This window comes from Streptomyces sp. NPDC050856, assembly GCF_040653855.1.
Lineage (GTDB): Bacteria > Actinomycetota > Actinomycetes > Streptomycetales > Streptomycetaceae > Streptomyces.
The window spans coordinates 25686-50423 of record NZ_JBFAGV010000038.1; the positions used below are offsets into that span (position 1 = coordinate 25686).

The following is a 24738-nucleotide window of genomic DNA, read 5'->3' on the forward strand; positions in this document are numbered from 1 at the left end:
CGCGCCCCTGGACAACGGCCCGTGGGACCCTCATGACGTGCTCACTCTCCTCGTGGTCGACGCCGCCAACGTGGTCGGATCGGTGCCCGACGGCTGGTGGCGCGACCGCCACGGAGCCACCGAGCGGCTGCGTGACCGGCTCGTCCCGCTGGCCCGGGACGGCATCGCGGACCGCCCCGGCCCGCTGGACGTCGTCTTCGTCGTGGAGGGGCGGGCCGGCGGGGTACGGCCGGTGCCGGGGGTCCGGGTCGACGCGGCGCCGGGCAGCGGGGACGACCGGATCGTGGAGCTGGCGCGCGAGGCCGCGCGGGCGGGGCGCGACTGCGTGGTGGTGACGGCCGACCGGGAGCTGCGGCGGCGGGTGGCCGAGCACGGCGCCTCCCACGCCGGCCCCCGGGCGGTGCGGACTTGAGGAACGGGGTCGGGAGGCGGTCCGGAGTGGCCGGCCCGAGGGCGGGGCGGTGCCCCCGCCGACGGCTCCCCCGGGGCCCCCTGGACAATGGGCCCCGGGCCGGAGCGCTCCGGCCCGGGCCCTGTTCACGGAATCGTTATGCCGCACGTACCGGCCCGCTCAGGGCGCCTGTGACCACGGCCGCAGGAACCGCCGTTCTCCCGGGCGTGCTCCGGCCGCGGGGCAGGTCATCACGGGCATTGCCTACGATGGCGTTCGCACGCCTCCCTCATCGACCTGCCCAGTAGAAGAAGAGTGCTCAGTGAAAGTCATCAGCATCGTCGGCGCACGTCCTCAATTGGTGAAGCTCGCTCCCATCGCGGCCGCGTTCGCCGAGACGGAGCACGAGCACTTCATCGTGCACACCGGACAGCACTACGACGCCGACCTCTCCGACGTCTTCTTCGACGGTCTGGGCATTCCTGACCCGGACGTGCACCTCGGCGTCGGCTCCGGCAGCCACGGCGTCCAGACCGGGGCCGTGCTCTCCGCGCTGGACCCGGTCCTGGAGCGCGAGAAGCCGGACTGGGTGCTGGTCTACGGAGACACCAACTCCACCATCGCCGGCGCGCTTTCGGCGGTGAAGATGCACCTTCCGGTGGCCCACCTGGAGGCCGGGCTGCGCTCCTTCAACCGGCGCATGCCCGAGGAGCACAACCGCGTCCTGACCGACCACTGCGCCGATGTGCTGCTCGCGCCGACCGAGGAGGCCATGCGCCACCTCGCCGACGAGGGCCTGAAGGACCGTGCGGTCCTGGCCGGCGACGTGATGGTCGACATCTGCCTGCGCATCCGGGACGCCGTCCTGGCCGGGGAGCACGCCGCGCCGGCGCTGCCCGAGGGCATCGACCCGTCGCAGCCGTTCCTGCTGGCCACGCTGCACCGGCCGGACAACACCGACGACCCCGAGCGGCTCGCGGCGATCATCGACTCGCTGGCCGCCCTGCCGGTGCCGGTCGCGCTGCTCGCCCACCCGCGTCTGGTCTCGCGCGCCCAGGCGCACGACATCGAGCTGGCCAAGGGCTCGGTGCACGTCGGCCGCCCGCTGCCGTACGCCGGGCTGGTCGCCGCCGTGCTGGCCTCCTCCGGCGTGGTCACCGACTCGGGCGGCCTGCAGAAGGAGGCGTTCCTGCTGGAGCGCATCACCACCACCATCCGTCCCGAGACGGAGTGGGTGGAAACCGTCGACACCGGTTGGAACGTCCTCGTTCCCGACCCGCACGAGCTGTCCGCCGACGAGTGGGCCGCCACCGTCACCCGCGCGGTACCCACGGCCGACCCCGGCACCCCGTACGGCGACGGCCGGGCCGCCCAGAACGTTGTCCGGATCATGGAAGAGTGGAAGGGAGGCAGCCGGCACGCGTGACCGGACCGGGCTCCTCGTACGAGGAACTTATCCGTACATGTCACCGTGCTAGCGTCACCGGTTATGTCAGCGTCTCCCAGGTCCGCCCTGCCCGCGACAGGCGATCGGCCCCATGTGATCTACCTCGCCATCGGATTCCCGCCCGCGGCCAAGAGCTGCGCGTACCGCATGCGCGAGACCGCGAACCAGTTCATCAACCAGGGCTGGGACGTCACCGTTGTCACCATCGCGCAGGAGTCCTGGGAACGGGACTCCGGCGTCGACCTCACCCTGCTGGAGCAGGTCGATCCGCGTATCGAGATCGTCGAACTCCCGCTGGTGCGTGAGGACCTGGAGACGGACATCTCGCTCTACGACGAGGCCCGCGCGCTCAACCCGAACGCCTGGGTGACGCGCCTGCGCCGTCGTCAGATGGAGCCCTTCCCCGAGCCGAACTTCGGTGACTGGCGCGGGGACCTGGAGCAGGCCGTCCTCAGGATCCACAAGGAGCACCCGGCCGATCTCCTGCTGGCCAGCTGCGTCCCCTACGTCAACCTCGCCGCGGCCTGGAAGCTGTGGGAGGAGGCGAAGGTCCCGTACGCCGTGGACTTCCGCGACGGCTGGTCCATCGACGTCATCGAGGGCCTCGAGTCCTTCTCCCGCGACTCGGCCGAGGGCCGCTGGGAGCAGAAGATCCTCGACCACGCGGTGTCGCTCTGGGTCGTCAACGACCCGATCGCCGAGCACTACCGCACCCGCTACCCGGACTTCGCCGACCGCGTCCACGTGGTGCGCAACGGCTACGACGCCGACAGCTCCCCCGGCAAGGCGCACAAGCCCGACCCCGAGAGGGGCCTGACCTTCGGCTACCTCGGTACGGTCAACTTCACGGTCCCGCACCTGGAGACCGTGCTGAACGCCTGGCGCGCGGCCCGTGAGAAGGAGCCGCTGCTGGCCAACGCCACCTTCGAGGTGCGCGGCCACATCGGCAACGGCTCCGGGCGCGAGGCCAACCGGCACGCCGAGGTGCTCAAGCAGGCCGAGGTCGACGGCGTACGCTTCGGCGGCCCCGCCGCCAAGGCCGAGGTGGCGTCCATCTACGCCCGCTGGGACGCGATGGTGCTCATCCTCATCGGCGGCCGCTACGTCACCTCCGGCAAGGTGTACGAGTACATGGCGACCGGCCTGCCGATCGTCTCGGCGCACGTCGTCGAGCACGACGCCTCCAACGTGCTGGAGGGGCACCCGCTGTGGACGGGCGCCGTCGGCATCGACGAGGAGGGCCTGACCGAGTCGTTCATCAAGGCCGCGCACATGGCGGTCGAGACGAGCGACGAGGTGCACGCCGAGGCCATGGCGCACGCCGACCAGTTCACCCGCGAGGCCCTGATGACCACGGCCGTCAAGAACCTGGTCGACGAGGTCACCCCGCTGCGCGCGGAGAAGAAGAAGGACACCGCGGAAGCGGCCCCCCACGCCGGGGATTCGATCGTCGCCGAAGGACCCTCCCAGTGACCAACGTCCTGTTCATCGCCAGCGCCCGGCCCCAGCTCGGTGTGTTCGCCGACTCGGTGCGCAAGTTCCGCGAGCGGGGCGCCCGTACGCTCCTGGCGGGCACCTTCCACCTGGAGCCGGTGGCCGAGGAGCTCGCCGCCATGGAGCTGGACGCCACCCACCAGCTCCCCCGCAACCTCAACTTCCGCAGCACGGCACTGCGCCGCAAGGCCCGGCTGTCGCCCGCCGGGCTGCGGATGTGGATGCAGTCCGAGCGGGACGGCTGGCTGCGCCGCCAGGCCCGCCAGGCGGACGTCCTGGTCGCGCTCGACCCGGGCGCCGTCTACACGGTGTGGCGCCTGGCCAAGTACTACCGGATCGGTGAGGCCCACTTCGGTCTGGCGCCGGCGCTCAAGGCCGTCGACCGGGTCAAGGAGCAGGGGGCCGGCGGGCAGCGCGGTGTGCTGCCGCCGCTCGACGTCGTCGCCGAGAACGTACGCCGCCGCGTGGACGGCCTGCCGGCCGCGGTGATGCGGCGGGCCACCGCCCGCCCGGTGATGCGCTCCAGCGTCGGCGCGCGGATGTGGCGTACCGCCGTGACCGCGCCGGGCATGCCGCCCAAGGTCCGCATCGCCACCTCCCGCTATGTGGCGGAGGGCATGCAGTGGGCGGGCCGCACCAGCGGTGCCGCCCTGGCGCTGGCCGCCGCCGCCTCCAAGATCCCCGACCTGGGGCTCAAGGCGCAGCTCCTGGACGAGGCGGTGATGAAGGAGTTCGCCAAGGGCATCAGCCCGCGCGACCTGAACAAGGCCGTCACCGCCCAGCTCGCCCACGCCGACGCCCAGTTCGCCGCCGGGGACCACGAGAAGGCCTCCTTCGCGCTGGACCGGGCGCTGTTCCTCGGGTTCCACCGGGTGCTGCACATCGACCAGCTCTCCTCGCCGCTCGCCAAGGACGCGCAGGGCTTCGTGGCGCCGATGTACCGCACCAAGGTGATGCAGGCGCTCAGCCGTCCGCAGGGCAGGAAGACCCCGCCGGCGCCGGCCCCCAAGGACCGCCCGCTGCGGCTGCTGGTCACCACCAGCGCCAACGACAACTTCCTGCACCACATCCTGGACCGCTACGGCGACCACGAGGGCGTGGAGCTGCGGTACTTGGACCTGGCCGCCCAGAAGGCCCTCAAGCGGATCGCGTGGGCGGGCCGGCGGGTGCTGGAGGACCGGCTGGCCGGTGGCACCAGCACGTACCAGGAAGAGGTCGAGCGGCTGATGCGGCCGTACCTGGACTGGGCGGACACCGTCTTCCTGGACTGGTCGGTGGGCCCGGCGGCGATGCTGACGACGATCGACCCGGGCGACACCCGGATCGTGGTGCGGCTGCACAGCTACGAGGCGTTCACCCGCTGGCCGCACATGACGGACTTCTCGCGGATCGACGACCTGATCTACGTCGCCCCGCACGTGAAGGACCTGGTCGAGTCGCTGGTGCCGCAGCTGCGCGGCGAGGGGGCGCCCCGGGCGCACCTCATCGACAACGCCATGGACCTGTCGGGCTTCGCCCGCCCCAAGTCCGCCGGCGCCCGCTTCAACCTGGGCCTGGTCGGTATCAGCCAGGTCGCCAAGGACCCGCTGTGGGCCGTGGACGTCCTCAAGCGGGTGCGGGAGCACGACGAGCGCTACCGGCTGCTGCTGGTGGGCGGCGACATGAACGCCAAGACCAGCATGGCCACCCGTGACTACCTGCGGAAGTTCCGCAGGGAGCTGGCTCCGCTGGTGGAGTCGGGCGCGGTGGTCAAGCTCGGTCCGACCGACGACGTCCCGTCCGCGCTGACCGACATCGGTGTGATCATGTCCTCGTCGGTCCGTGAGGGCTGCCACGTGGGCCTGATGGAGGGCGCGGCGAGCGCGGCCGTCCCGGTGGCCCGTGACTGGCCGTTCTACGCGGGCAAGCCCAACAGCGCCCGCACCCTCTACCCGGAGGGCTGGGTCGTGGGCTCCACGGAGGAGGCCGCCCAGCGGATCCTCCAGGCCACGGCCACCGAGGAGACCTGGCTCGACGCGGGCAAGCTGGCCTCCGAGCACGCCCTGTCCACGTGGGACTGGCCGGTGGTGAGCAAGGCGTTCGACAAGCTCTTCCTCGGCGAGGAGCAGTAGGCACGAGGTGCATGAGGAAGGGCCCCCGGGACGGCGTCCCGGGGGCCCTTCCTCATGCCGTCGTGGCGCCGGCGGGCCCGGTCACGGGTGACGCAGCCGCCAGCCCGCCCACGCCGACTCCACCATCGCGCGCACACCGTGGCGCGCCGTCCAGCCCAGTTCCCCGCGGATCAGGTCGGCGGCGGCCACCACCCGCGCCGGGTCGCCCGGCCGGCGCTCGGTGACCTCCGGCTCGATGTCCTTCAGACCGGTGACGTCCTGGATGATGCCGACCATCTCGGTGACCGACACGCCCTCGCCCCGGCCGATGTTGAGGACCAGCGAGGCGCCCGGGTCGGCGGCGAGCCGGCGGGCAGCGGCGACATGGGCGGAGGCGATGTCCTCGACGTGGATGTAGTCGCGGATGCAGGTGCCGTCGGGTGTCGGGTAGTCGTCGCCGAAGATCCGGGGCGGCTCACCGGCGGTCAGCCGCTCGAACACCATCGGTACGAGGTTGAAGACGCCGTCGTCGCCCAGTTCGGGTGAGGCGGCGCCCGCGACGTTGAAGTACCGCAGCGAGGCGGTCGCCATCCCGTGCGTCCGGCCCGCCGCCGTCACCAGCCACTCGCCGGCCAGTTTGGTCTCGCCGTAGGGGTTGATCGGCGCGCACGGCGTCCGCTCGGTGACCAGGTCCACGTCGGGCATGCCGTAGACGGCGGCGGACGAGGAGAACAGGAACCGGGTGACGCCGGCCGCGGCGGCGGCCTCCAGGAGGGTCCGCAGGCCCTCGACGTTCTCCCGGTAGTAGTACAGCGGCTGGGCCACCGACTCGGCGACCTGCTTCTTGCCGGCGATGTGGACGATGCCGGTGACCGCGTGCTCCCGCAGGACGCGGTCGAGGGTGTCACGGTCGAGGACGGTGCCGACCTCCAGCGGGACACCGGCGGGCAGGCGCTCGGCGCGGCCCGTGCTCAGATCGTCCAGGACGACGATCCGCTCGCCGCCCTCGGCCATCGCCTTCACCACGTGGGAGCCGATGAAGCCGGCGCCACCAGTAATCAACCAGGTCATGGGAACCCTCTGCGAAGCTCTTGCGCGTCGGCCCCGCCCCGCGCGCTGCGGGGCAGGGCCTCGGTGCGGTGTGTACGGGATCAGCCGCCGATGACGACGCGGCGCACGCCCTGCCAGGCGGCCGGGTCGGTGGTGCGGCGACCGTCGACCAGCACGGTGACGTCCGGCAGGTCGGCCGGGGTCAGCGTGCGGTACTCGGCGTGGTCGGCCTGGAGGACGGCGGCGGTGACCTTCTCGCCCTGGTGGGGGGTGAGGCCGTGCGCGGCCAGCTCCTCGGCCGTGTACATCGGGTCGGAGACGAACGGCACCGCGCCACGGGCCTTGAGCGCCTCGACGGTGCCGAAGACGCCGGAGAAGGCGGTCTCCTTGACGCCGCCGCGGTAGGCGGCGCCCAGCACCAGGACGTTGACGCCGGTCAGGTCGCCGTAGGCGGCGGCCAGCAGGTCGACGGCGTACTCCGGCATCGCGGCGTTGGCCTCGCGGGCCGAGCGCACGACGGTCGCCTCCGGGTCGTTCCACAGGTACATCCGCGGGTAGATCGGGATGCAGTGGCCGCCGACGGCGATGCCCGGCTGGTGGATGTGGCTGTAGGGCTGGGAGTTGCAGGCCTCGATGACCTTCTTGACGTCGATGCCGTTCTTGTCGGCGAACCGGGCGAACTGGTTGGCCAACCCGATGTTGACGTCGCGGTAGGTGGTCTCGGCGAGCTTGGCCAGCTCGGACGCCTCGGCGGTGCCCAGGTCCCAGACGCCGTTGGGCTGCGGCAGGTCCTCACGGGCGTCGAAGTCCAGGACGGCCTCGTAGAACTCGACACCGCGCCGGGTGGACGCCTCGTCGATGCCGCCGACGAGCTTGGGGTAGCGGCGCAGGTCGGCGAAGACCCGGCCGGTGAGGACCCGCTCCGGGGAGAAGACCAGGTGGAAGTCCTCGCCCGGGGTCAGGCCGGAGCCCTCCTGGAGCATCGGCGCCCAGCGGGTGCGGGTGGTGCCCACCGGCAGGGTCGTCTCGTAGGAGACGAGGGTGCCCGGCTTGAGGCCCTTGGCGATCGCCTTGGTCGCCGAGTCCATCCAGCCGAAGTCGGGGGTGCCCTCGGCGTCCACGAACAGCGGGACGACGACCACGACGGCGTCGGACTGGGCGACGGCGGCGGCGGTGTCGGTCGTCGCGGACAGCAGCCCGGCGTCGACGGTCTGCTTGAGCAGCCGGTCCAGGTCGTGCTCACCGGGGAAGGGCTCGGTGCCGGCGTTGACCAGCTCGACGACCTTCTCGTTGACGTCGGCGCCGATGACCTTGTGGCCCTTGGCGGCGAACTGCACGGCGAGCGGCAGACCGATCTTGCCGAGCGCGACTACACAGATATTCATCGGGTCAGTTTCCTCTTCACACGGGACATCAGTTGGCGCAGTCGCTTGCCCACGCCGCGCGAGGGCTCCCAGAGCGGAGCCGTGGTGATCACCAGCCGACCCTTGGGGTTCGCGTTGGCGGAGATCCGGTACGGGATCCTCTCCCGCCAGCGACGGGCCAGAGGCAGCGGCAGACCGCGGGTCTGCACGGGGATCTCGTACGTCGAGCCTGCCACGTCGACATACACCCGGACGCCGAGCTTGGCGCTCTTGGGCTTGACCGGGACGTGAGCGCTCAGCAGCGTGGCCAGGCCGTCCTCGGTCGGCCGCCGGTCCAGCTCGCCCACGGGCGCGGGGAGCTGGTGGCCGGCCGGCAGTCTTCGTCCGCCCGGCTTGTCGGCGCTCCTGGGCATGGCCTTGGGGGCGAGCCGGAGCACGGCCGAGCCGGTGTCGCCGGCGACACCGACGCGCACCGCCAGGGCGACGGCCATGTCCTGGCCGTCCTGCCGCCACTCGGCCGAGACCAGGGAGGTGTTGTCGGCGAGCTTGGCCGGGACCGACTCGCCGATCACCTCGTAGACCCGGTCGGGCAGGCCGACGGCCGGGTCCCGGAAGCCGGGGTAGCGGACGAACGCCCGGCCGTCCTCCAGCAGGAGCGGCGGGGCACCGTGCGCGGCCTCGTCCTCGATGGCCCGCACGAGTTCGTCGACGGCGCCGCGCTGGGCCAGGCAGATCCGCACCCGCCGCTTGACGTCCATCGAGTCGCGCAGCGCCTCGGTGAAGTACTCGTCGGCCAGCTCGGCGATGCCCGCGCAGACCTCGGCCCGGGTGCGCCGGTCGAGCGAGGGGAAGTCGTCCTGGACGAGTTTGGCCAGCTCCCAGGTGAAGTGCCGCTCCAGTACGGCGTCCCGCCGGGGCCCGGCCTCGATGAGCGAGGCGGTGAACCGCATGATCCGCTCGGTGCAGCGCAGCCGGGACAGGTGGTTGGCCCGGTAGGTGATGTTGCTGGAGTCCCCGCGCTTCACCGCGTAGTAGTACGTGTAGTCCGCGAGGACCGAGATCTTCGCGGCCCGGACGCACGCCTCGATGGTGAACGGCTGGTCGGAGCCGACCGGCAGGTCCTCGGGGAAGCGGAGCTGGTACTTCTCCACCAGCTCGCGCCGGAACAGCTTGGTGTTGGCCAGCGTGAACGGCAGCGCGGAGTCGTACAGGGAGACGTCCGGGTCGCTCTTCTTGTAGAGCGCCTGGTGGACGTAACGGCCGTTGGTACCGACCATCTTGCCGACGACGACGTCGGAGCCGTGCTCGTCGGCGCAGGCGACCAGGCGCTCCAGGGCCTGCTCGCCCAAGTAGTCGTCGGAGCCTATGAAGTAGACATAACGACCAGTGGCCAGCTCCAGGGCCCGGTTGCTGGGAGCAGCCGGACCACCGGAGTTGGCCTGATGGATCACCTTGACGGTGTCCGGGTACTTCGCCGCGAAACGGTCCAGTTCCCGGCCGCTGTCGTCGGTCGAACCGTCGTCGACGGCCACGACCTCCAGCCGGTCAAGCCCGATGCTCTGCCCCACGAGCGAGTTCAGGCACTCGGTGAGGTAGGGCATCGTGTTGTACACGGCCACCACGACGGTGACATCGGGCGTGGTCAACTGGCTGCGTCCTCCGGAGTGAGCCGCACGGTGACACCGCGGTCGGCGGAGTCGATGACGGCCGCGGCCACCTCCACCGTACGCAGGCCCTGGCGCAGCGTGCAGATGTCCTGCGACTCGCCCAGGACGGCGTCACGGAACAGCTCGTGCTCGACCAGCAGCGGCTCGCGCTTGGGGATGGCGTAGCGGATCATGTCGCCCTCGGAGACACCGCGGAAGGCGCGCAGCGCCTCCCACTCGGTGGCCACGGCCGCGTTCGAGTAGAACGTGAGGTCGGCGGTGAGGGTGTCGGCGATGAAGCAGCCCTTCTCGCCGGTGACCGACGTGAAGCGTTCCTTCAGCGGGCTCAGCCAGTTCACGAGGTGGTTGACCATCGTGCCGTCGGAGAGCTGGCCGACGGCGGAGACCATGTCCTCGTGCGGGCGGCCGGACTTCGACACCGTGTGGGCGGCGATCGAGGTGTACTGCTGGCCGGTCACCCACCCGGTGAGGTCGATGTCGTGGGTGGCGAGGTCCTTGACCACGCCGACATCGGCGATGCGGTGCGGGAAGGGGCCCTGGCGCCGGGTGACGACCTGGAAGACCTCGCCCAGTTCGCCGGCCTCCAGCCGGGCGCGCAGGGACCGCAGCGCGGGGTTGCAGCGCTCGATGTGGCCGACGCCGGCGACCAGGCCGCGCGACTCGAAGGCCCGCACGAGCCGGCGGGCGCCCTCGACGGTGTCGGCGACGGGCTTCTCGATCAGCGCGTGCACACCGGCCTCGGCCAGCTTCAGGCCGACTTCCTCGTGCAGCGCGGTCGGGCAGGCCACCACCGCGTAGTCGACGCCGAGGGCGATGAGCTCCTCGACCGTCGACAGCACCGGGGCGCCCTGGGCCCAGCCGTTCTTGTCGCCCATGGGGTCGACGACGCCGACGAGCCGCACGCCGTCCAGGCCGGCCAGCACGCGGGCGTGGTGGCGCCCCATGGACCCGAGGCCGATGAGGCCGGCTCGCAGTACGGCGGCGGTCACAGGTTCTCCCCCAGCGCGTTGACGGCGGTCACGATGCGCTCCAGGTCGTCCTGGGTCAGCGAGGGGTGGACCGGCAGCGAGACGACCTCGGCGGCGGCCTTCTCCGTCTCGGGCAGGTCCCAGGTGCGGCCGGCCTTCTGGTCGGGCTCCCAGTACGGCTTGAGGCGGTGGATCGGGGTCGGGTAGTACACCGCGTTGCCGATGCCCGCCTCGGTGAGGCGGGCCATGGCGGCGTCACGGTCGCCCAGGACGCGCACCGTGTACTGGTGGTAGATGTGCCGGGCGCCCTCGGGGACCACCGGCGTGACCACGTTCGGCGCGCTGATGTTGGCGGTGAGGTAAGCGGCGTTGGCGATGCGCTGCTCGGTCCAGCCCGGGAGCTTGGCGAGCTGGACACGGCCGACGGCGGCGGAGACGTCCGTCATCCGCATGTTGGCGCCGACGATCTCGTTGGCGTACCGCTGCTCCATGCCCTGGTTGCGCAGCATGCGCAGGGTGCGGGCCAGCTCGGCGTCCGCGATGGAGATCATGCCGCCCTCGAGGGAGTGCATGTTCTTCGTCGGGTAGAAGCTGAACGTGCCGCCGGCGCCGAAGGCGCCGACCGGGGTGCCGTTCAGCGCGGCCGCGTGCGCCTGGCAGGCGTCCTCGACCACCGCGAGCTTGTGCTTGTCCGCGATGGCCATGATCTTGTCCATGGCGGCCGGGTGGCCGTACAGGTGGACCGGCATGATCGCGGCGGTGCGCGGGGTGATGGCGGCCTCGACGGCCGCCGGGTCCAGGCAGAAGCTGTCCGCCTCGATGTCGGCGAAGACGACGTCGGCGCCGACCAGGCGGACGGCGTTGGCCGACGCGGCGAAGGAGAACGAGGGAACGATCACCTCGTCGCCCGGGCCGATGTTCAGCGCCATCAGAAGGAGATGCAGCGCGGAGGTACCGGAGTTGACGGCGACGCAGTGCCTGCCGTCGACCAGCTCGGAGAATCCCTCCTCGAAGGCCGCCACTTCGGGGCCCTGTACGACGCGGCCCGTGCGCAGTACGCGTACGGCGGCTTCGATCTCGTCTTCACCGATGACCGGGCGGGCAGCGGGAATGGGCTGCTCGTTGACGCTCGGCATGGAGTCCTCCTTGAACACCGCAAGAGCTCTATGTGGCAGAGGTCTGGGGTGAGCGGACGTCTTCACGAGGCCGCGCGTACCCCTCCGGCGCGATGCCGACGCCCTACCGAGGATTGCTGGGACCAGTCTGTCCCGGAACCGGGGCGGTCACTGACCGTAGTGTCCGGGCGGGGGCCCGCCCACGGCAGCGACCGGCGTCACATTATCAGGAATTTCCTCGTCAATTTCTGGGCGGTTAACGGCTGGAGGCATCGGTTCCGAAACGAAATCCCGGGTTCCGCCCCGGAAAAGCCAGGGGCGGAACGCGAAACGTTCGGATCGCGCATACCCACTGTGCAACGGCGGAACCGCTGTTGGCGCGGGGTGCGGGGACCGGCGCCGGGCCGTCGGCGGGCGGGAGGCCCGCCGACGGCCCGGGTGCCGGTCCACCGCTCCCGGCGGTCAGTCCTCCGTGACGGCCGTCACGGTCGGCTGCGACTTCTCGGCCGCGGCGGTCTTCTTGGTGGTCGCCTTCTTGGCCGCCGCCTTGGTGGCCGTCTTGGCCGCCGTCTTGGTCGCCGTCTTGGCGGCCGTCTTCTTCGCCGTGGTCTTCTTCGCCGCGGTCTTCTTGACGGCCGTCTTCTTCGCCGCGGTCTTCTTCGCCGGGGCCTTCTTGGCGGTCTTGCGGACCGCCTTCTTGGCCGGAACCCCGGCCTCGTCGGCCGCCGGCTCCTCGGTGACGGCGGGCTGCTCGGCCCCGGTCTCCCCGGCGCTCGGCTCCTCGGCCTCCGGCCGGCCCGTGGCACTCACCACGACGACGGCGGCTTCCTCGGCGCCCGCGGGGGAACCGGCCGGGGCCGAGACCTTGCGGACCACCCGGCGACGCGTCTTCGGCGGGGCGGCCACGGGGGCCTCCTCGGCCGGGGCCGGCTGCTCGGGCTGCTCGGCCGGCTGCCCGGGGGCCGCCTGCTCCGGCTGGGCGGGGACGACCACGGAGACGGCCGGGGCCGGCTCGGCCGTCTTCGGCGAGCCCGCCGGAGCGGTCGCCTTGCGGGTGGCCCGGCGGCGGGTACGGCCCGGAGGGGCCGCCTCGGGCTCGGGGGCCGCCTGAACCGCCTCCGGTGCCTCCACCGGCTCGGGTGCCTGAACCGCCTCGGGTGCCCGGACCGGCTCTGCGGCCGCCTTGGCCTCGGGCCGCTCGGCCGGCTCGGCCGGCGCCTCGGCGGACGGAGCCTCGGCGTGCCTCGGCGTACCCGCCGGAGCGGTCGCCTTGCGGGAGGCCCGGCGGCGCGAACGGCCGCGGGACGCGGCCGCCTCGGCCTCCGCCACGCTGGAGTACAGCTCCTCGTCGGCGGCCATGGTGTCCGCCAGCGGCTCGGCGAGCGACACCGGGGCCGCGACCTCCGCCGCCAGCTCCGCCTCGGTCTCGACCTCGATCTCGTCCGCCTCGTCCGGGGTCGCCGGCGCGTCCACGTGCTCGTGGTCGGCCACCTGCTCCGAGCCGCCCCGGCCGCGCTTCTTGGCCCGCTTGCCGTTGCCGCCGCCACCGGCACCGGTCGGCTGCTCCATGTGCACGATCACGCCGCGCCCGTTGCAGTGGACGCAGGTCTCGGAGAACGACTCCAGCAGGCCCTGGCCGACCCGCTTGCGGGTCATCTGCACCAGGCCCAGCGAGGTCACCTCGGCGACCTGGTGCTTCGTACGGTCCCGGCCCAGGCACTCCAGCAGCCGCCGCAGCACCAGGTCGCGGTTGGACTCCAGCACCATGTCGATGAAGTCGATGACGACGATGCCACCGAGGTCGCGCAGCCGGAGCTGGCGCACGATCTCCTCGGCCGCCTCCAGGTTGTTCCTGGTGACGGTCTCCTCCAGGTTGCCGCCCTGACCGGTGAACTTGCCGGTGTTGACGTCGACCACGATCATCGCTTCGGTCTTGTCGATCACCAGCGAACCGCCGGACGGCAGCCAGACCTTGCGGTCCAGCGCCTTCATCAGCTGCTCGTCGATCCGGTACGTGGCGAAGACGTCGACCTCGGACGTCCAGCGCTGGAGGCGGTCCGCCAGGTCGGGCGCGACGTGCGACACGTACCCGTGGATGGTCTGCCACGCGTCGTCGCCGCTGACGATGACCTTCGAGAAGTCCTCGTTGAAGATGTCGCGGACGACCCGGACGGTCATGTCCGGCTCGCCGTAGAGAAGGGTCGGGGCGTTGCCGCTCTTGGCCTTCTTCTGGATCTCCTCCCACTGCTCCTGGAGCCGCTCGACGTCACGGCGCAGCTCGTCCTCGCTCGCGCCCTCGGCGGCGGTGCGCACGATGACGCCCGCGTCCTCGGGGACGATCTTCTTGAGGATGGTCTTCAGCCGGGCGCGTTCGGTGTCGGGCAGCTTGCGGCTGATACCGGTCATCGAGCCCTCGGGCACGTACACCAGGTAGCGGCCGGGCAGCGAGACCTGGCTGGTCAGCCGGGCGCCCTTGTGACCGATCGGGTCCTTCGTCACCTGGACCAGGACGGGCTGGCCGGACTTGAGGGCGGTCTCGATCCGGCGGGGGCCGTTGGCCATGCCCAGCGCCTCGAAGTTGACCTCACCGGCGTACAGCACGGCGTTGCGGCCCTTGCCGATGTCGACGAAGGCGGCCTCCATCGACGGCAGCACGTTCTGGACCTTGCCCAGGTAGACGTTGCCGACGTAGCTGGTGGCCTGCTCCTTGTTGACGTAGTGCTCGACGAGCACGTTGTCCTCGAGGACGCCGATCTGGGTGCGCTCGCCACTCTGGCGGACGACCATCACCCGCTCGACGGCCTCGCGCCGGGCCAGGAACTCGGCCTCGGTGATGATCGGCACCCGGCGGCGGCCCTGCTCGCGGCCCTCGCGGCGGCGCTGCTTCTTCGCCTCCAGACGGGTCGAGCCCTTGATGGACTGCACCTCGTCGGACGGCTCGGCCTTCTCCCGCGCGGGGCGCGGCTCGCGGACCTTGACGACGGTACGGACGCCGTCCTCCTCGCCCGCCTCGGACTCGGCGCCCGAGGCGTCACCGCTGCGACGGCGGCGACGGCGACGGCGACGGGAACTCCTGGTCCCGGCGGCGGAGGGAGTGCCGGCCTCGTGCTCCTCGGCCTCCTCCTCGCCCTCGTCCTCGTCCTCGTCGTGCGTGTCGGCCTCGTCCTCGGCCTCGGCCTGGGTGGTCTCCTCGGTCTCGTCCGCCTCGGCGGACTCCCCACGGCGGCGACGGCGGCCACCGCGGCGGCGGCGGCGCGACGGGCGGTCCTCGAACTCGTCGCTCTCCTCGCCCTCGGCGGCCTGCTCGGGCTCCTGCTCCGCCTCGGCGGGCTCGGGCTCGGGCTCGGCGGTCACCTCTTCGATCGCGGCGGCCGGCTCGGTGTGCTCCACCGGCTCGGCGGCCTCGCCACGGCGGCGCCGACGGCGACGGCCACCGGTCTCCGGACGCTCGGCCGCCTCGGCACGCTCGGCGCGCTCCGGTCGCTCGGCGCGCTGGACCGGCTCGGTGACCTCGTCCTCGGCCGGCTCGGCGGCCGCGGCGGCAGCCGCGGCGGCGGCGGTCTCGGGCGTCTGGAACATCGGCTCGGTGAAGACCGGGGCCTGGAAGACGGCGACCGCGGGCCGCGCGGCGCGGCGGCCGCGCGACTGCTGGGGCTTCTGCGACGGCTCGGCGGTGAACTCGGGCGCGGCACTCCGGCGCCGGCCACGGCCACGGGAGGCGGCCTGCTCGGCGGCGGCGTCCTGGGCGGTGATCTGCGCGACGGTGTCGGAGGGCAGGCTCTCGCCCGCCTCGGCCTGGCCGCCGGTCTCCTCCTCCCGCGTCTGCGGGGCGCCGGCGGGCGCGCTGGCCCTCCGGGTGGCCCGGCGGCGGCTGCGGGCCGGGGCGGCCTCGGCAGGAGCCTCCTCGGCGGCGGGCGCGGCCTCCTCGACGGCAGGCGCCGGAGCCTCCACCACCGGCGCAGTCTCCTCAGCGGCCTGCGGCGCACCGGTCGGAGCCGTCGCCTTCCGGGTCGCCCGACGACGCGCACGGGCCGGAGCGGCCTCGGCAGGAGCCTCCTCGACGGCGGGCGCGGCCTCCTCGACGGCAGGCGCCGGAGCCTCCACCACCGGCGCAGTCTCCTCAGCGGCCCGCGGCGCACCGGCCGGAGCCGTCGCCTTCCGGGTCGCCCGACGACGCGCACGGGCCGGAGCGGCCTCGGCAGGAGCCTCCTCGACGGCGGGCGCGGCCTCCTCGACGGCAGGCGCCGGAGCCTCCACCACCAGCGCAGTCTCCTCAGCGGCCCGCGGGGCACCGGCCGGAGCCGTCGCCTTCCGGGTCGCCCGACGACGCGCACGGGCCGGAGCGGCCTCGGCAGGAGCCTCCTCGACGGCGGGCGCGGCCTCCTCGGCCACCGGCGCCGGAGCCTCCACCACCGGCGCAGTCTCCTCAGCGGCCTGCGGCGCACCGGCCGGAGCCGTCGCCTTCCGGGTCGCCCGACGACGCGTACGAGCCGGAGCGGCCTCGGGGGCCTCCGCAGCGGCGGCCTCGACGACCGGTGCCGGCGCGGCGGTCTCCACGACCTCATCGACTGGATTGGGCGCACCGGCCGGGGCCGTCGCCTTCCGGGTGGCGCGGCGGCGCGGGCGCGCCGGGGCGGCCTCCTCGGCGGCCGGAGCCTGAGCGGCTTCGCCGGCCTGCGCGGCGGGGGTGGCCGGAGCCGCCGGTGCCGCGGTCACCTCGGCGGTGCCGGTCGCGCCGGGCGGGCCCGCGGGGCGCGACGCGGCACGGCGACGGCGGCGCGGCGGCAGGCTGCCGCTCGGCGAGTTGTTCTCTTCGTTGTTGCCGGCGGTGGCGCCGGTCTCAGTGGACTCGAGCATGCGGGCGGTTCTCCCGTCACGCTCCCGGGCGCCGCGCCTGGTTCCGGTCCGGCCGCGGCAACACGCGATGCGCGATGGCCGCCGTCCGGGGCGCGGGCGCCGCACGGGAGCTGTTATGTCTGGCTCGCCGGTTCCCTACGCGGTGTACGTACGGCCTGGCGAAAGTCTGTTGTGTCTGTACGCGGCCCGGCCCAGGTGGCTCCCGAGTCCCAGGGCTGCGCTACGACGACTGCCCCTACGCGGAGACTGCCCCGCCTCCGGCAATGGGAGTCGCCGTCGCAGAGGTGAGTCCGGCGGCCTTGGGTGGGGCGGCCGTGACTGCCTCGCGGTCGGGCGCGAGCGGGTCGGTCACCGTGCCGGACTCCTCGTCGAAGAGCCCCTGCGCCAGCCTGGTCACCGCTGCGGGGACCGGCGGCGCCAGGTCGGCCACAGCTCGGAGACCGGACAGGACGTCGTCGGGTCGTACGGCGGGTGTCACGTGCCGAACAACCAGCCGCAGTATCGCACAGGGGGCGTCCCCCGGCCTATCGGCCGGGCCAGGAACGGCTTCGAGACCGGCCACGGCACCCCGCGCGTCGAAGCTGCGCACGCCGTTCTTCGTCTTGCGCCGGACCTCGACGGCCTCGGCGGCGAGGAAGGCGGCGACGGCGTGCTGGGCGTCCGCGACCGCGACACCGTCGAGCCTCAGCTCCCACACGGACGCGGTGAGCCGGTCGGCGAGGCCGGACGTTCTGGCCTCGACCGCGTCGGTCACGTCGAGACCGGCCGGCAACGACTCGTCGAGCAGTGCGCGGAGCCCGTCCGGGTCGCGCCGTTCGGTGAGGGCGATCTCCAGGTACTCCGCCTCGGAGCCCGTCCCGGTCGGGGCGGCGTTGGCGTAGGACACTTTCGGGTGCGGCGTGAAGCCGGCCGAGTACGCCATGGGCACCTCGGCGCGGCGCAGCGCGCGCTCGAACGCACGCTGGAAGTCGCGGTGGCTGGTGAACCGGAGGCGGCCGCGCTTGGTGTAGCGCAGTCTGATGCGCTGCACCGCCGGTGCGGGCGGCGGGCCTTCGGGCTGTCGCTTGCCCAGTGGTTCTTCTCCTCGGTGCGGGGCGGACGCGGGTGGCGCTCCGCCCACGAGCTGCGTGGCCCCCGGGGGGCCCGCCCGGCTCACCCCCGCGTTCGCGGGGAGATCTCGGGTGCGGGCGCCGCGCCAGGAGCGGTCGTCGTACTACCCAGAGTACGCGCCGGACCGGATACCCGTTCTCCGGGCCGCGACACCCGGGGCGCCCGGCCGGCTCCCCCGGCCCTCGCCGGACACGGCACGACGGCCCGGCGCGGGGGGTTCCCCGGGCCGGGCCGTCGTACGGATGGTGCGGCGACTACTTGACGACGGTCAGCGGCAGCAGCTTCTTGCCGGTGGGGCCGATCTGGATGTGCGTGTCCATCTGCGGGCACACACCGCAGTCGAAGCACGGGGTCCAGCGGCAGTCCTCGACCTCGGTCTCGTCCAGCGCGTCCTGCCAGTCCTCCCAGAGCCAGTCCTTGTCCAGACCGGAGTCCAGGTGGTCCCAGGGCAGGACCTCCTCGTAGGTGCGCTCGCGCGTGGTGTACCAGTCGACGTCCACGCCGTACTCCGGGAGCGTCTTCTCCGCGCAGGTCATCCAGCGGTCGTAGCTGAAGTGCTCGCGCCAGCCGTCGAACCGGCCGCCGTCCTCGTAGACCGCGCGGATGACCGCGCCGACCCGGCGGTCACCGCGCGAGAGCAGGCCCTCGACGATGCCGGGCTTGCCGTCGTGGTAGCGGAAGCCGATCGAGCGGCCGTACTTCTTGTCGCCGCGGATCTTGTCGCGGAGCTTCTCCAGGCGGGCGTCCGTCTCCTCGGCGCCGAGCTGCGGGGCCCACTGGAAGGGGGTGTGCGGCTTGGGCACGAAACCGCCGATGGAGACGGTGCAGCGGATGTCGTTGGAGCCGGAGACCTCGCGGCCCTTCTGGATGACGTTCATCGCCATGTCGGCGATCTGGAGCACGTCCTCGTCGGTCTCGGTGGGCAGACCGCACATGAAGTACAGCTTCACCTGGCGCCAGCCGTTGCCGTAGGCCGTGGCGACCGTACGGATCAGGTCCTCCTCGGAGACCATCTTGTTGATGACCTTGCGCATGCGCTCGGAGCCGCCCTCGGGGGCGAAGGTGAGGCCGGACCGGCGGCCGTTCCTGGTCAGCTCGTTGGCCAGGTCGACGTTGAACGCGTCGACCCGGGTGGACGGGAGGGACAAACCGATCTTGTCCTCCTCGTACCGGTCGGCGAGGCCCTTGGCGATGTCGCCGATCTCGCTGTGGTCCGCGGAGGAGAGCGACAGCAGGCCGACCTCCTCGAAGCCGGTCGCCTTGAGACCCTTCTCGACCATGTCGCCGATGCCGGTGATGCTTCGCTCCCGCACGGGGCGCGTGATCATGCCGGCCTGGCAGAAACGGCAGCCGCGGGTGCAGCCGCGGAAGATCTCGACGCTCATCCGCTCGTGCACGGTCTCGGCGAGCGGGACGAGCGGCTGCTTGGGGTAGGGCCACTCGTCGAGGTCCATGACGGTGTGCTTGGACACCCGCCACGGGACGCCGGACCTGTTGGGCACGACGCGGCCGATGCGGCCGTCGGGCAGGTACTCGACGTCGTAGAACGCCGGGATGTAGACGGAGCCGGTCCTGGCGAGGCGGAAGAGGACCTCCTCGCGGCCGCCGGGCCGGCCCTCCGCCTTCCAGGCGCGGATGATCTCGGTCATGTCGAGCACGGCCTGCTCGCCGTCACCGATGATCGCGGCGTCGATGAAGTCGGCGATCGGCTCGGGGTTGAAGGCCGCGTGGCCGCCCGCGAGGACGATCGGGTCGTCGAGCGTGCGGTCCTTGGACTCCAGCGGGATGCCGGCCAGGTCGAGCGCCGTGAGCATGTTGGTGTAGCCGAGCTCGGTGGAGAAGCTGAGCCCGAACACGTCGAACGCCTTGACCGGCCGGTGGCTGTCCACGGTGAACTGCGGCACGCCGTGTTCGCGCATCAGCTCCTCGAGGTCGGGCCAGACGCTGTAGGTGCGCTCGGCGAGCACGCCCGCGCGCTCGTTCAGTACCTCGTAGAGGATCATGACGCCCTGGTTGGGCAGCCCGACCTCGTAGGCGTCCGGGTACATGAGCGCCCAGCGGACGTCGCACTCGTCCCAGGGCTTGACGGTGGAGTTCAGCTCACCGCCGACGTACTGGATGGGCTTCTGCACATGCGGGAGCAGAGCTTCGAGCTGTGGGAAGACCGACTCGGACATCTCGAACCTTCGTGGCTGGCAGGGGGGCGACTCTCTAGCGTACCCCGGTGCCCATCCCCTCAGAGCCGACCGCCCTTTCCGTCGGAGACCTTCGCCCAGACCCCCGGCAGCTCCCGTTCCAGCTGGGCCGCCTCGGCGCGCTCCTGGCCGTGGAGCAGGCCCCAGGTGAACGCCGTCTCGCCGGACGCGTGGGCCTGGATCGCCAGCTTCCGCAGCACGTCGCGGGCGACGACGCTGTCCTGGTGGTCGCCCAGGAGCTGCTGGACGGCCTTCACCCTCTTGCCGAAGCGCTTGGCGGGCTTGCCCAGGGCGGGGCGGGCGGCCTCGGCGGCGTACCGGACGCGTTTGGCGGCCTTGCGGGCCGCGTGCAGGGCGAGGTCGCGCTCGTGGCCGGCGGGCAGGGCGAGGGCGCGGTCGACACGGGTGGCGAGCCGGTCGTGGTCCTTGAGGATCGCCCTGGGCAGCACGTCGCCGGGGGCTTCGGCGGCGGCCGGGCGCAGCGGCGGGTCGGCCAGCAGGGCCTCCAGCGCGTCCAGCAGGGCCAGGTAGCGGTCGCTGTCCAGGACGGCCAGGGTGCGCTCGCGCGCTCCGGCGCGGCCGGCGGCGGACCAGGCCACGAGCCGGGCCGACACCGGCCCGAGCAGGAGCGTGTCGGGCAGGTCGTCGACGCGGGCGCGCAGCCGAGCGGCCAGGACCTCCTGGTCGCGGGCGGTGCCCAGCTCCGCGGCGAGCCACTTGAGCTCCTCGGCGACGGGGGCGGTGGCGGACCGGTCGAGGACCTTGCGGTACGTGCGGAAGGCACTGCGCATCCGGCGGGTGGCCACCCGCATCCGGTGCACGGAGTCCGGCAGGTCGCGCCGTACGGCGGCGTCCTGTTCGAGCAGTTGGTCGGCCTGTTCGCGCAGGTAGCGCAGGAGGTGTCCGCCGGCGGTCCGGTCGGCCTCGGGGCGCGGCGGCGGGGCGGTGCCGGTCTCGGCGAGCGCCCTGGCGAGCTTGGAGGGCGTGCGGGAGGGCCGCAGTCCCGCCTTGCGCAGCCGTTTGCCCACGGCGTCGAGGAAGGCGGGGTCGCCGTCGTCGGCGAGCTCCGCCTCCACCTCGGTCCAGGCGGCGGCACGGCCGCCCTCGGTGAGGCGTTCGGCGTGGACGGTGTCGGTGCTGACCTCGGCCAGCAGGGTGCCGCGGGCGTCGACCAGGTGCCGCACGTCGCGCGAGGAGCGCAGCCGCACGAGTGGCAGGAGCTCCGCGCCCCGGGTCCTGGCGCGCACCAGCGCGGCCAGGCCGGCCGGGACGTCGTCGGAGAGCGGGGCGTGGATCTCGTCGCGGGTGCCGGGGGCGACGGGCAGTTTGAGGTGCCAGCCGGCGTCGGCGCCGCCGGTGCGCCGGCGCAGGGTGACGCCGGCGGCCGCCAGGCGCAGGTCGGCGGTGTCGTAGTAGACGGCGTCCAGGTCGGTGACGCCCCTGTCGTGGACCGCCGAGACCCCCCGCACCCTCGTCAGGTCCGGGAGCCGGCTGTCGGGGGTGGCTTCGTACTTCCGCTCGACCTCGCGCTTCGTGTCCGCCGTCATGAGGGATCAGGTGCCCGCGAGACCAGGGGTCCATGCCGGTTATGCCGCTATGGGGCGCTGGACCCGGATGGACTGGAGCAGGCCGATGGCCACCCAGACGGCGAACATGGATGAGCCGCCGTACGACACGAAGGGCAGCGGCAGGCCGGCGACGGGCATGATGCCGAGCGTCATGCCGACGTTCTCGAAGGACTGGAAGGCGAACCAGGCGATGATGCCGGCGGCGACGATCGTGCCGTACAGCTCGCTGGTCTCGCGGGCGATGCGGCAGGCCCGCCAGAGCACCACGCCGAGCAGCGCCAGTATCAGGCCGGCGCCGACGAAGCCCAGCTCCTCGCCGGCGACGGTGAAGATGAAGTCGGTCTGCTGTTCGGGGACGAACTGGCCGGTGGTCTGGTGGCCGTTGAACAGCCCGGCGCCGTAGAGGCCGCCGGAGCCGATGGCGATGCGGGCCTGGTTGGTGTTGTAGCCGACGCCGGCCGGGTCGAGTTCCGGATTGGCGAACGCGGCGAACCGGTTGATCTGGTACTCGTCCAGGACGCCGAGCGCGGCGACCAGGACGGCTCCGACGACGCCGGCCCCGATCAGGCCGAAGATCCACCGGTTGGAGGCGCCGGAGGCGAGCAGCACGCCGAGCACGATGACCACCATGACCATCACCGAGCCGAGGTCCGGCATCAGCATGACGATCGCCATGGGCAGGACGGCCACGCCCAGGGACTTGGCGACGGTGCGGTGGTCGGGGTGGAGCAGGTCGCCGGCGTCGACCCGGGCGGCGAGGATCATCGCCATGCCCAGAATGATCGTGATCTTGACGAATTCGGAGGGCTGGAGCGAGAAGCCGCCGCCGATCACGATCCACGCGTGCGCGCCGTTGATGGTCGCGCCGAGCGGGGTGAGCACGAGCAGGACCAGGATCACCGAGATGCCGTAGAGGACCGGGACGGCGCCCCTGAGCGTGCGGTGACCCAGCCAGATGGTGCCGACCATCAGGGTGAGGCCGATGCCGGTGTTGAGGACGTGACGGAAGAGGAAGTAGTACGGGTCGCCGTGGTTGAGCTCGGTGCGGTTGCGGGTGGCCGACCACACCAGCAGCGAGCCGATGAAGGACAGCGCGATCGCCGAGAACAGCAGCGGCCAGTCGAGTCTGCGCGCCATGGCGTCGCGGGCGGTCAGCCTGGCCCAGGCACCGCGCTCGGGGGCGTACCGCGAGACGGAGAAGCTGTTGGTTCCTGCCATGGTCGGTTCAGTCCCTCCAGACGGGAGGCGGACCCGCGAGCGGCTCCTGGCCGCCAGGCCGCTCGGCGGCGTCCACCTTCTGCGCCTCGGGGTCGTACGGCTTGATCTCCGGCGCTTCGATGGAACCGTCCGGCTGGATCCTCGGCAGTGTCGCCTGCGGCTTGGGCAGCAGGGCGCGCTCGAGGTCCTGGTCGCCGTTGTCGTCGAGGCCGTAGATGGCGTCGTAGATGTTGCGCACGGCCGGACCGGAGGCGCCGGAGCCCGTACCGCCCTGGGAGATCGTCATGACGATGGTGAAGTCGTCGGTGTAGGTCGCGAACCACGAGGTGGTCTGCTTGCCGTAGACCTGGGCGGTGCCGGTCTTGGCCCGCATCGGGATCTTGTCCTGGGGCCAGTTGTCGAACCGCCAGGCGGCGGTGCCGCCGGGCTCGACGACGGAGCGCAGGCCCTTGTCGAGGTCGCTGATGGTCTCGGCGTCGACCGGCAGCCTGCCGTGGGGCCTGGGCTCGATCTCCTCGATCCGCTTGCCGTCGGGGCTGATCACGGCCTTGCCGACGATGGGCTTGTAGAGGGTGCCGCCGTTGCTGATGGCCGCGTAGGCGGCGGCCATCTGGATGGGGGTGACGAGGACGTCGCCCTGGCCGATGGCGTAGTTGATGCTGTCGAAGGCCTTGAGCTGGTTGCCTTCGAGGCAGCTCTCGTAGGCGATCTGCTCCACGTAGGAGCCGCCCTTCTTGCCCTGCTTGCACCAGGCGTCCTTGTTGGCCTGCCAGAACGCCTGCTTCCACTGGCGGTCGGGGATGCGGCCCTTGACCTCGTTGGGCAGGTCGATGCCGGTCTCGGAGCCGAGTCCGAAGTCGTGGGCGGTCCGGTAGAACCAGTCGTGGGCGCCCTTCTTCGGCTTTATGCCGCCGTCGCGCTGCCACTCCTTGTGCCCGAGGGCGTAGAAGACGGTGTTGCAGGAGAACTTGAGGGCGTCGCCGAGGGAGATCGGGCCGTGCCCCTTGGACTCGAAGTTCGCGAAGCTCCGGCTGCCGAGGCTGTAGGAGCTGCTGCAGTTGTAGCGGCCGTCGAAGGGGTAGCCGGCCCGCACGGCCGCGCTCGCCGACACCACCTTGAAGATGGAGCCGGCCGGGGCCTGGCCCTGGATGGCCCGGTTGAGCAGCGGGTAGTTGGAGTTCTTTCCGGTGAGCCTGGCGTACTCCTTGGCGGAGATGCCGCCGACCCAGGCGTTGGGGTCGTAGTCGGGCTGGGAGGCCATCGCGACCACCCGGCCGGTCTTGGACTCCATCACGACGACGGCGCCCGAATCGGCCTCGTACTTGCGGCCGGTGATCTTGTCGGTCTCCTGCCGGACGGTCTTCATCGCCTGGTGGAGCTCGTACTCGGCGACGGCCTGGACCCGGGCGTCGATGCTCGTGACGACGCTGGAGCCGGGCCGGCCGGGGTCGCTCTCCGCCTCGCCGAGGACCCGGCCGAGGTTGTCGACCTCGTACCGGGTGACGCCGGCCTTGCCGCGCAGCGCCTTGTCGTAGGTGCGCTCCAGGCCTGAGCGGCCGACCTGGTCGGAGCGGAGGAACGGCGAGTCGGTGTCCTTGGCCTTCTCGATCTCCTCGTCGGTGACGGGTGAGAGGTAGCCGAGGACCTGCGAGGTCCTGGCCCGGCCGGGCGCGGGGTAGCGGCGCACGGCGGTGGGTTCGGCGGTGATGCCGGGGAAGTCCTCGGCGCGCTCGCGGATCTGCAGGGCCTGCTGGGTGGTGGCCTCCGCGGTGACCGGGATCGGCTGGAAGGGGGAGCCGTTCCAGCAGGGCTGCGGGGTCTTGGAGTCGCAGAGGCGGACCTTGTCCATGACCTCCTTGGGCTTCATGCCCAGGACGCCGGCGAGCCGGGTCAGGACGCCCTTGCCGTCGTCCTTCATCTTCAGCAGCTCGGTGCGGGAGGCGGAGACGACCAGGCGGGTCTCGTTGTCGGCGAGGGGGACGCCCCGGGCGTCGAGGATGGAGCCGCGTACGGCGGGCTGGACGACCTGCTGGACGTGGTTGCTCCTGGCCTCCTCGGTGTACTCGTCGCCGTTGCGGACCTGGAGGTACCACAGGCGGCCGAAGAGGGTGAGCAGCAGGGAGAAGACGAGGACCTGGATGACGACCAGGCGGATCTGCACCCGCGGGGTGCGGCCGGTCTCGGGGATGTTGCTCACGATGTCC

General features: G+C 72.2%; 15 protein-coding genes. 4 read left to right on the top strand and 11 right to left on the bottom strand.

Features of this window, described 5'->3' with window-relative positions; translation table 11 throughout:
• Positions 1-37: 37 nt before the first annotated feature.
• The 4 genes from AB0H53_RS25970 (at position 38) to AB0H53_RS25985 (ending at position 5443) form a co-directional block, all read left to right on the top strand.
• A complete protein-coding gene (locus tag AB0H53_RS25970) occupies positions 38-412 on the top strand; it encodes an NTP pyrophosphohydrolase (RefSeq protein WP_362117997.1) in 375 nt (124 codons plus the stop codon).
• 301 nt (positions 413-713) lie between these two features.
• A complete protein-coding gene (gene wecB, locus AB0H53_RS25975; RefSeq protein ID WP_362117999.1) occupies positions 714-1817 on the top strand; it encodes a UDP-N-acetylglucosamine 2-epimerase (non-hydrolyzing) in 1104 nt (367 codons plus the stop codon).
• Positions 1818-1931: 114 nt separating this feature from the next.
• Entirely contained in the window at positions 1932-3311 is a 1380-nt protein-coding gene (locus AB0H53_RS25980) for a glycosyltransferase (protein ID WP_362118062.1), read from the top strand.
• Entirely contained in the window at positions 3308-5443 is a 2136-nt protein-coding gene (locus tag AB0H53_RS25985) for a glycosyltransferase family 1 protein (protein ID WP_362118002.1), read from the top strand. Before AB0H53_RS25980 ends, AB0H53_RS25985 begins: the two co-directional genes overlap by 4 nt.
• 81 nt (positions 5444-5524) lie before the next feature.
• Here the strand turns inward: AB0H53_RS25985 and galE are convergent, their stop codons facing one another.
• The 11 genes from galE to mrdA form a co-directional block, all read right to left on the bottom strand.
• Positions 5525-6493 (bottom strand): UDP-glucose 4-epimerase GalE, encoded by a 969-nt coding sequence (galE, locus tag AB0H53_RS25990; RefSeq protein WP_362118005.1) that lies wholly within the window; start codon positions 6491-6493, stop codon positions 5525-5527.
• 80 nt (positions 6494-6573) lie between these two features.
• A complete protein-coding gene (locus AB0H53_RS25995) occupies positions 6574-7857 on the bottom strand; it encodes a nucleotide sugar dehydrogenase (RefSeq protein ID WP_362118008.1) in 1284 nt (427 codons plus the stop codon).
• Positions 7854-9482, bottom strand: a complete 1629-nt coding sequence (locus tag AB0H53_RS26000) for a glycosyltransferase (RefSeq protein WP_362118011.1) — start codon at positions 9480-9482, stop codon at positions 7854-7856. Before AB0H53_RS26000 ends, AB0H53_RS25995 begins: the two co-directional genes overlap by 4 nt.
• Positions 9479-10492, bottom strand: a complete 1014-nt coding sequence (locus tag AB0H53_RS26005) for a Gfo/Idh/MocA family oxidoreductase (RefSeq protein ID WP_362118014.1) — start codon at positions 10490-10492, stop codon at positions 9479-9481. Before AB0H53_RS26005 ends, AB0H53_RS26000 begins: the two co-directional genes overlap by 4 nt.
• A complete protein-coding gene (locus AB0H53_RS26010; RefSeq protein ID WP_362118017.1) occupies positions 10489-11607 on the bottom strand; it encodes a DegT/DnrJ/EryC1/StrS family aminotransferase in 1119 nt (372 codons plus the stop codon). The genes AB0H53_RS26005 and AB0H53_RS26010 overlap by 4 nt, the downstream gene beginning before the upstream one ends.
• Before the next feature lie 441 nt (positions 11608-12048).
• Positions 12049-16443: an Rne/Rng family ribonuclease gene (locus AB0H53_RS26015; RefSeq protein ID WP_362118020.1), complete on the bottom strand. Its 4395-nt coding sequence runs from the start codon at positions 16441-16443 to the stop codon at positions 12049-12051.
• Positions 16444-16678: 235 nt separating this feature from the next.
• Positions 16679-17473: a TIGR03936 family radical SAM-associated protein gene (locus AB0H53_RS26020; RefSeq protein ID WP_362118023.1), complete on the bottom strand. Its 795-nt coding sequence runs from the start codon at positions 17471-17473 to the stop codon at positions 16679-16681.
• Positions 17474-17807: 334 nt separating this feature from the next.
• Entirely contained in the window at positions 17808-19730 is a 1923-nt protein-coding gene (locus AB0H53_RS26025; RefSeq protein ID WP_362118026.1) for a TIGR03960 family B12-binding radical SAM protein, read from the bottom strand.
• 59 nt (positions 19731-19789) lie between these two features.
• Positions 19790-21295 (bottom strand): CYTH and CHAD domain-containing protein, encoded by a 1506-nt coding sequence (locus AB0H53_RS26030; protein ID WP_362118029.1) that lies wholly within the window; start codon positions 21293-21295, stop codon positions 19790-19792.
• A 39-nt stretch (positions 21296-21334) separates the two neighbouring features.
• Positions 21335-22534 carry a rod shape-determining protein RodA gene (gene rodA, locus AB0H53_RS26035; RefSeq protein WP_362118032.1) on the bottom strand — a complete coding sequence of 400 codons (1200 nt, stop codon included), beginning with the start codon at positions 22532-22534 and terminating at the stop codon, positions 21335-21337.
• Positions 22535-22541: 7 nt separating this feature from the next.
• Complete coding sequence (gene mrdA / locus AB0H53_RS26040; RefSeq protein WP_362118035.1) at positions 22542-24731, bottom strand: penicillin-binding protein 2; 2190 nt, start codon at positions 24729-24731, stop codon at positions 22542-22544.
• Between the last annotated feature and the right edge of the window lie 7 nt (positions 24732-24738).

Excerpts from the sequence above, each read along its gene's own strand:
- AB0H53_RS26015 (WP_362118020.1), bottom strand. The coding sequence starts at position 16,443 with ATGCTCGAGTCCACTGAGACCGGCGCCACCGCCGGCAACAACGAAGAG.
- AB0H53_RS26010 (WP_362118017.1), bottom strand. The coding sequence starts at position 11,607 with ATGCCGAGCGTCAACGAGCAGCCCATTCCCGCTGCCCGCCCGGTCATC.
- galE (WP_362118005.1), bottom strand. The coding sequence starts at position 6,493 with ATGACCTGGTTGATTACTGGTGGCGCCGGCTTCATCGGCTCCCACGTG.
- AB0H53_RS25995 (WP_362118008.1), bottom strand. The coding sequence starts at position 7,857 with ATGAATATCTGTGTAGTCGCGCTCGGCAAGATCGGTCTGCCGCTCGCC.
- AB0H53_RS26025 (WP_362118026.1), bottom strand. The coding sequence starts at position 19,730 with ATGTCCGAGTCGGTCTTCCCACAGCTCGAAGCTCTGCTCCCGCATGTG.
- rodA (WP_362118032.1), bottom strand. The coding sequence starts at position 22,534 with ATGGCAGGAACCAACAGCTTCTCCGTCTCGCGGTACGCCCCCGAGCGC.
- AB0H53_RS26030 (WP_362118029.1), bottom strand. The coding sequence starts at position 21,295 with ATGACGGCGGACACGAAGCGCGAGGTCGAGCGGAAGTACGAAGCCACC.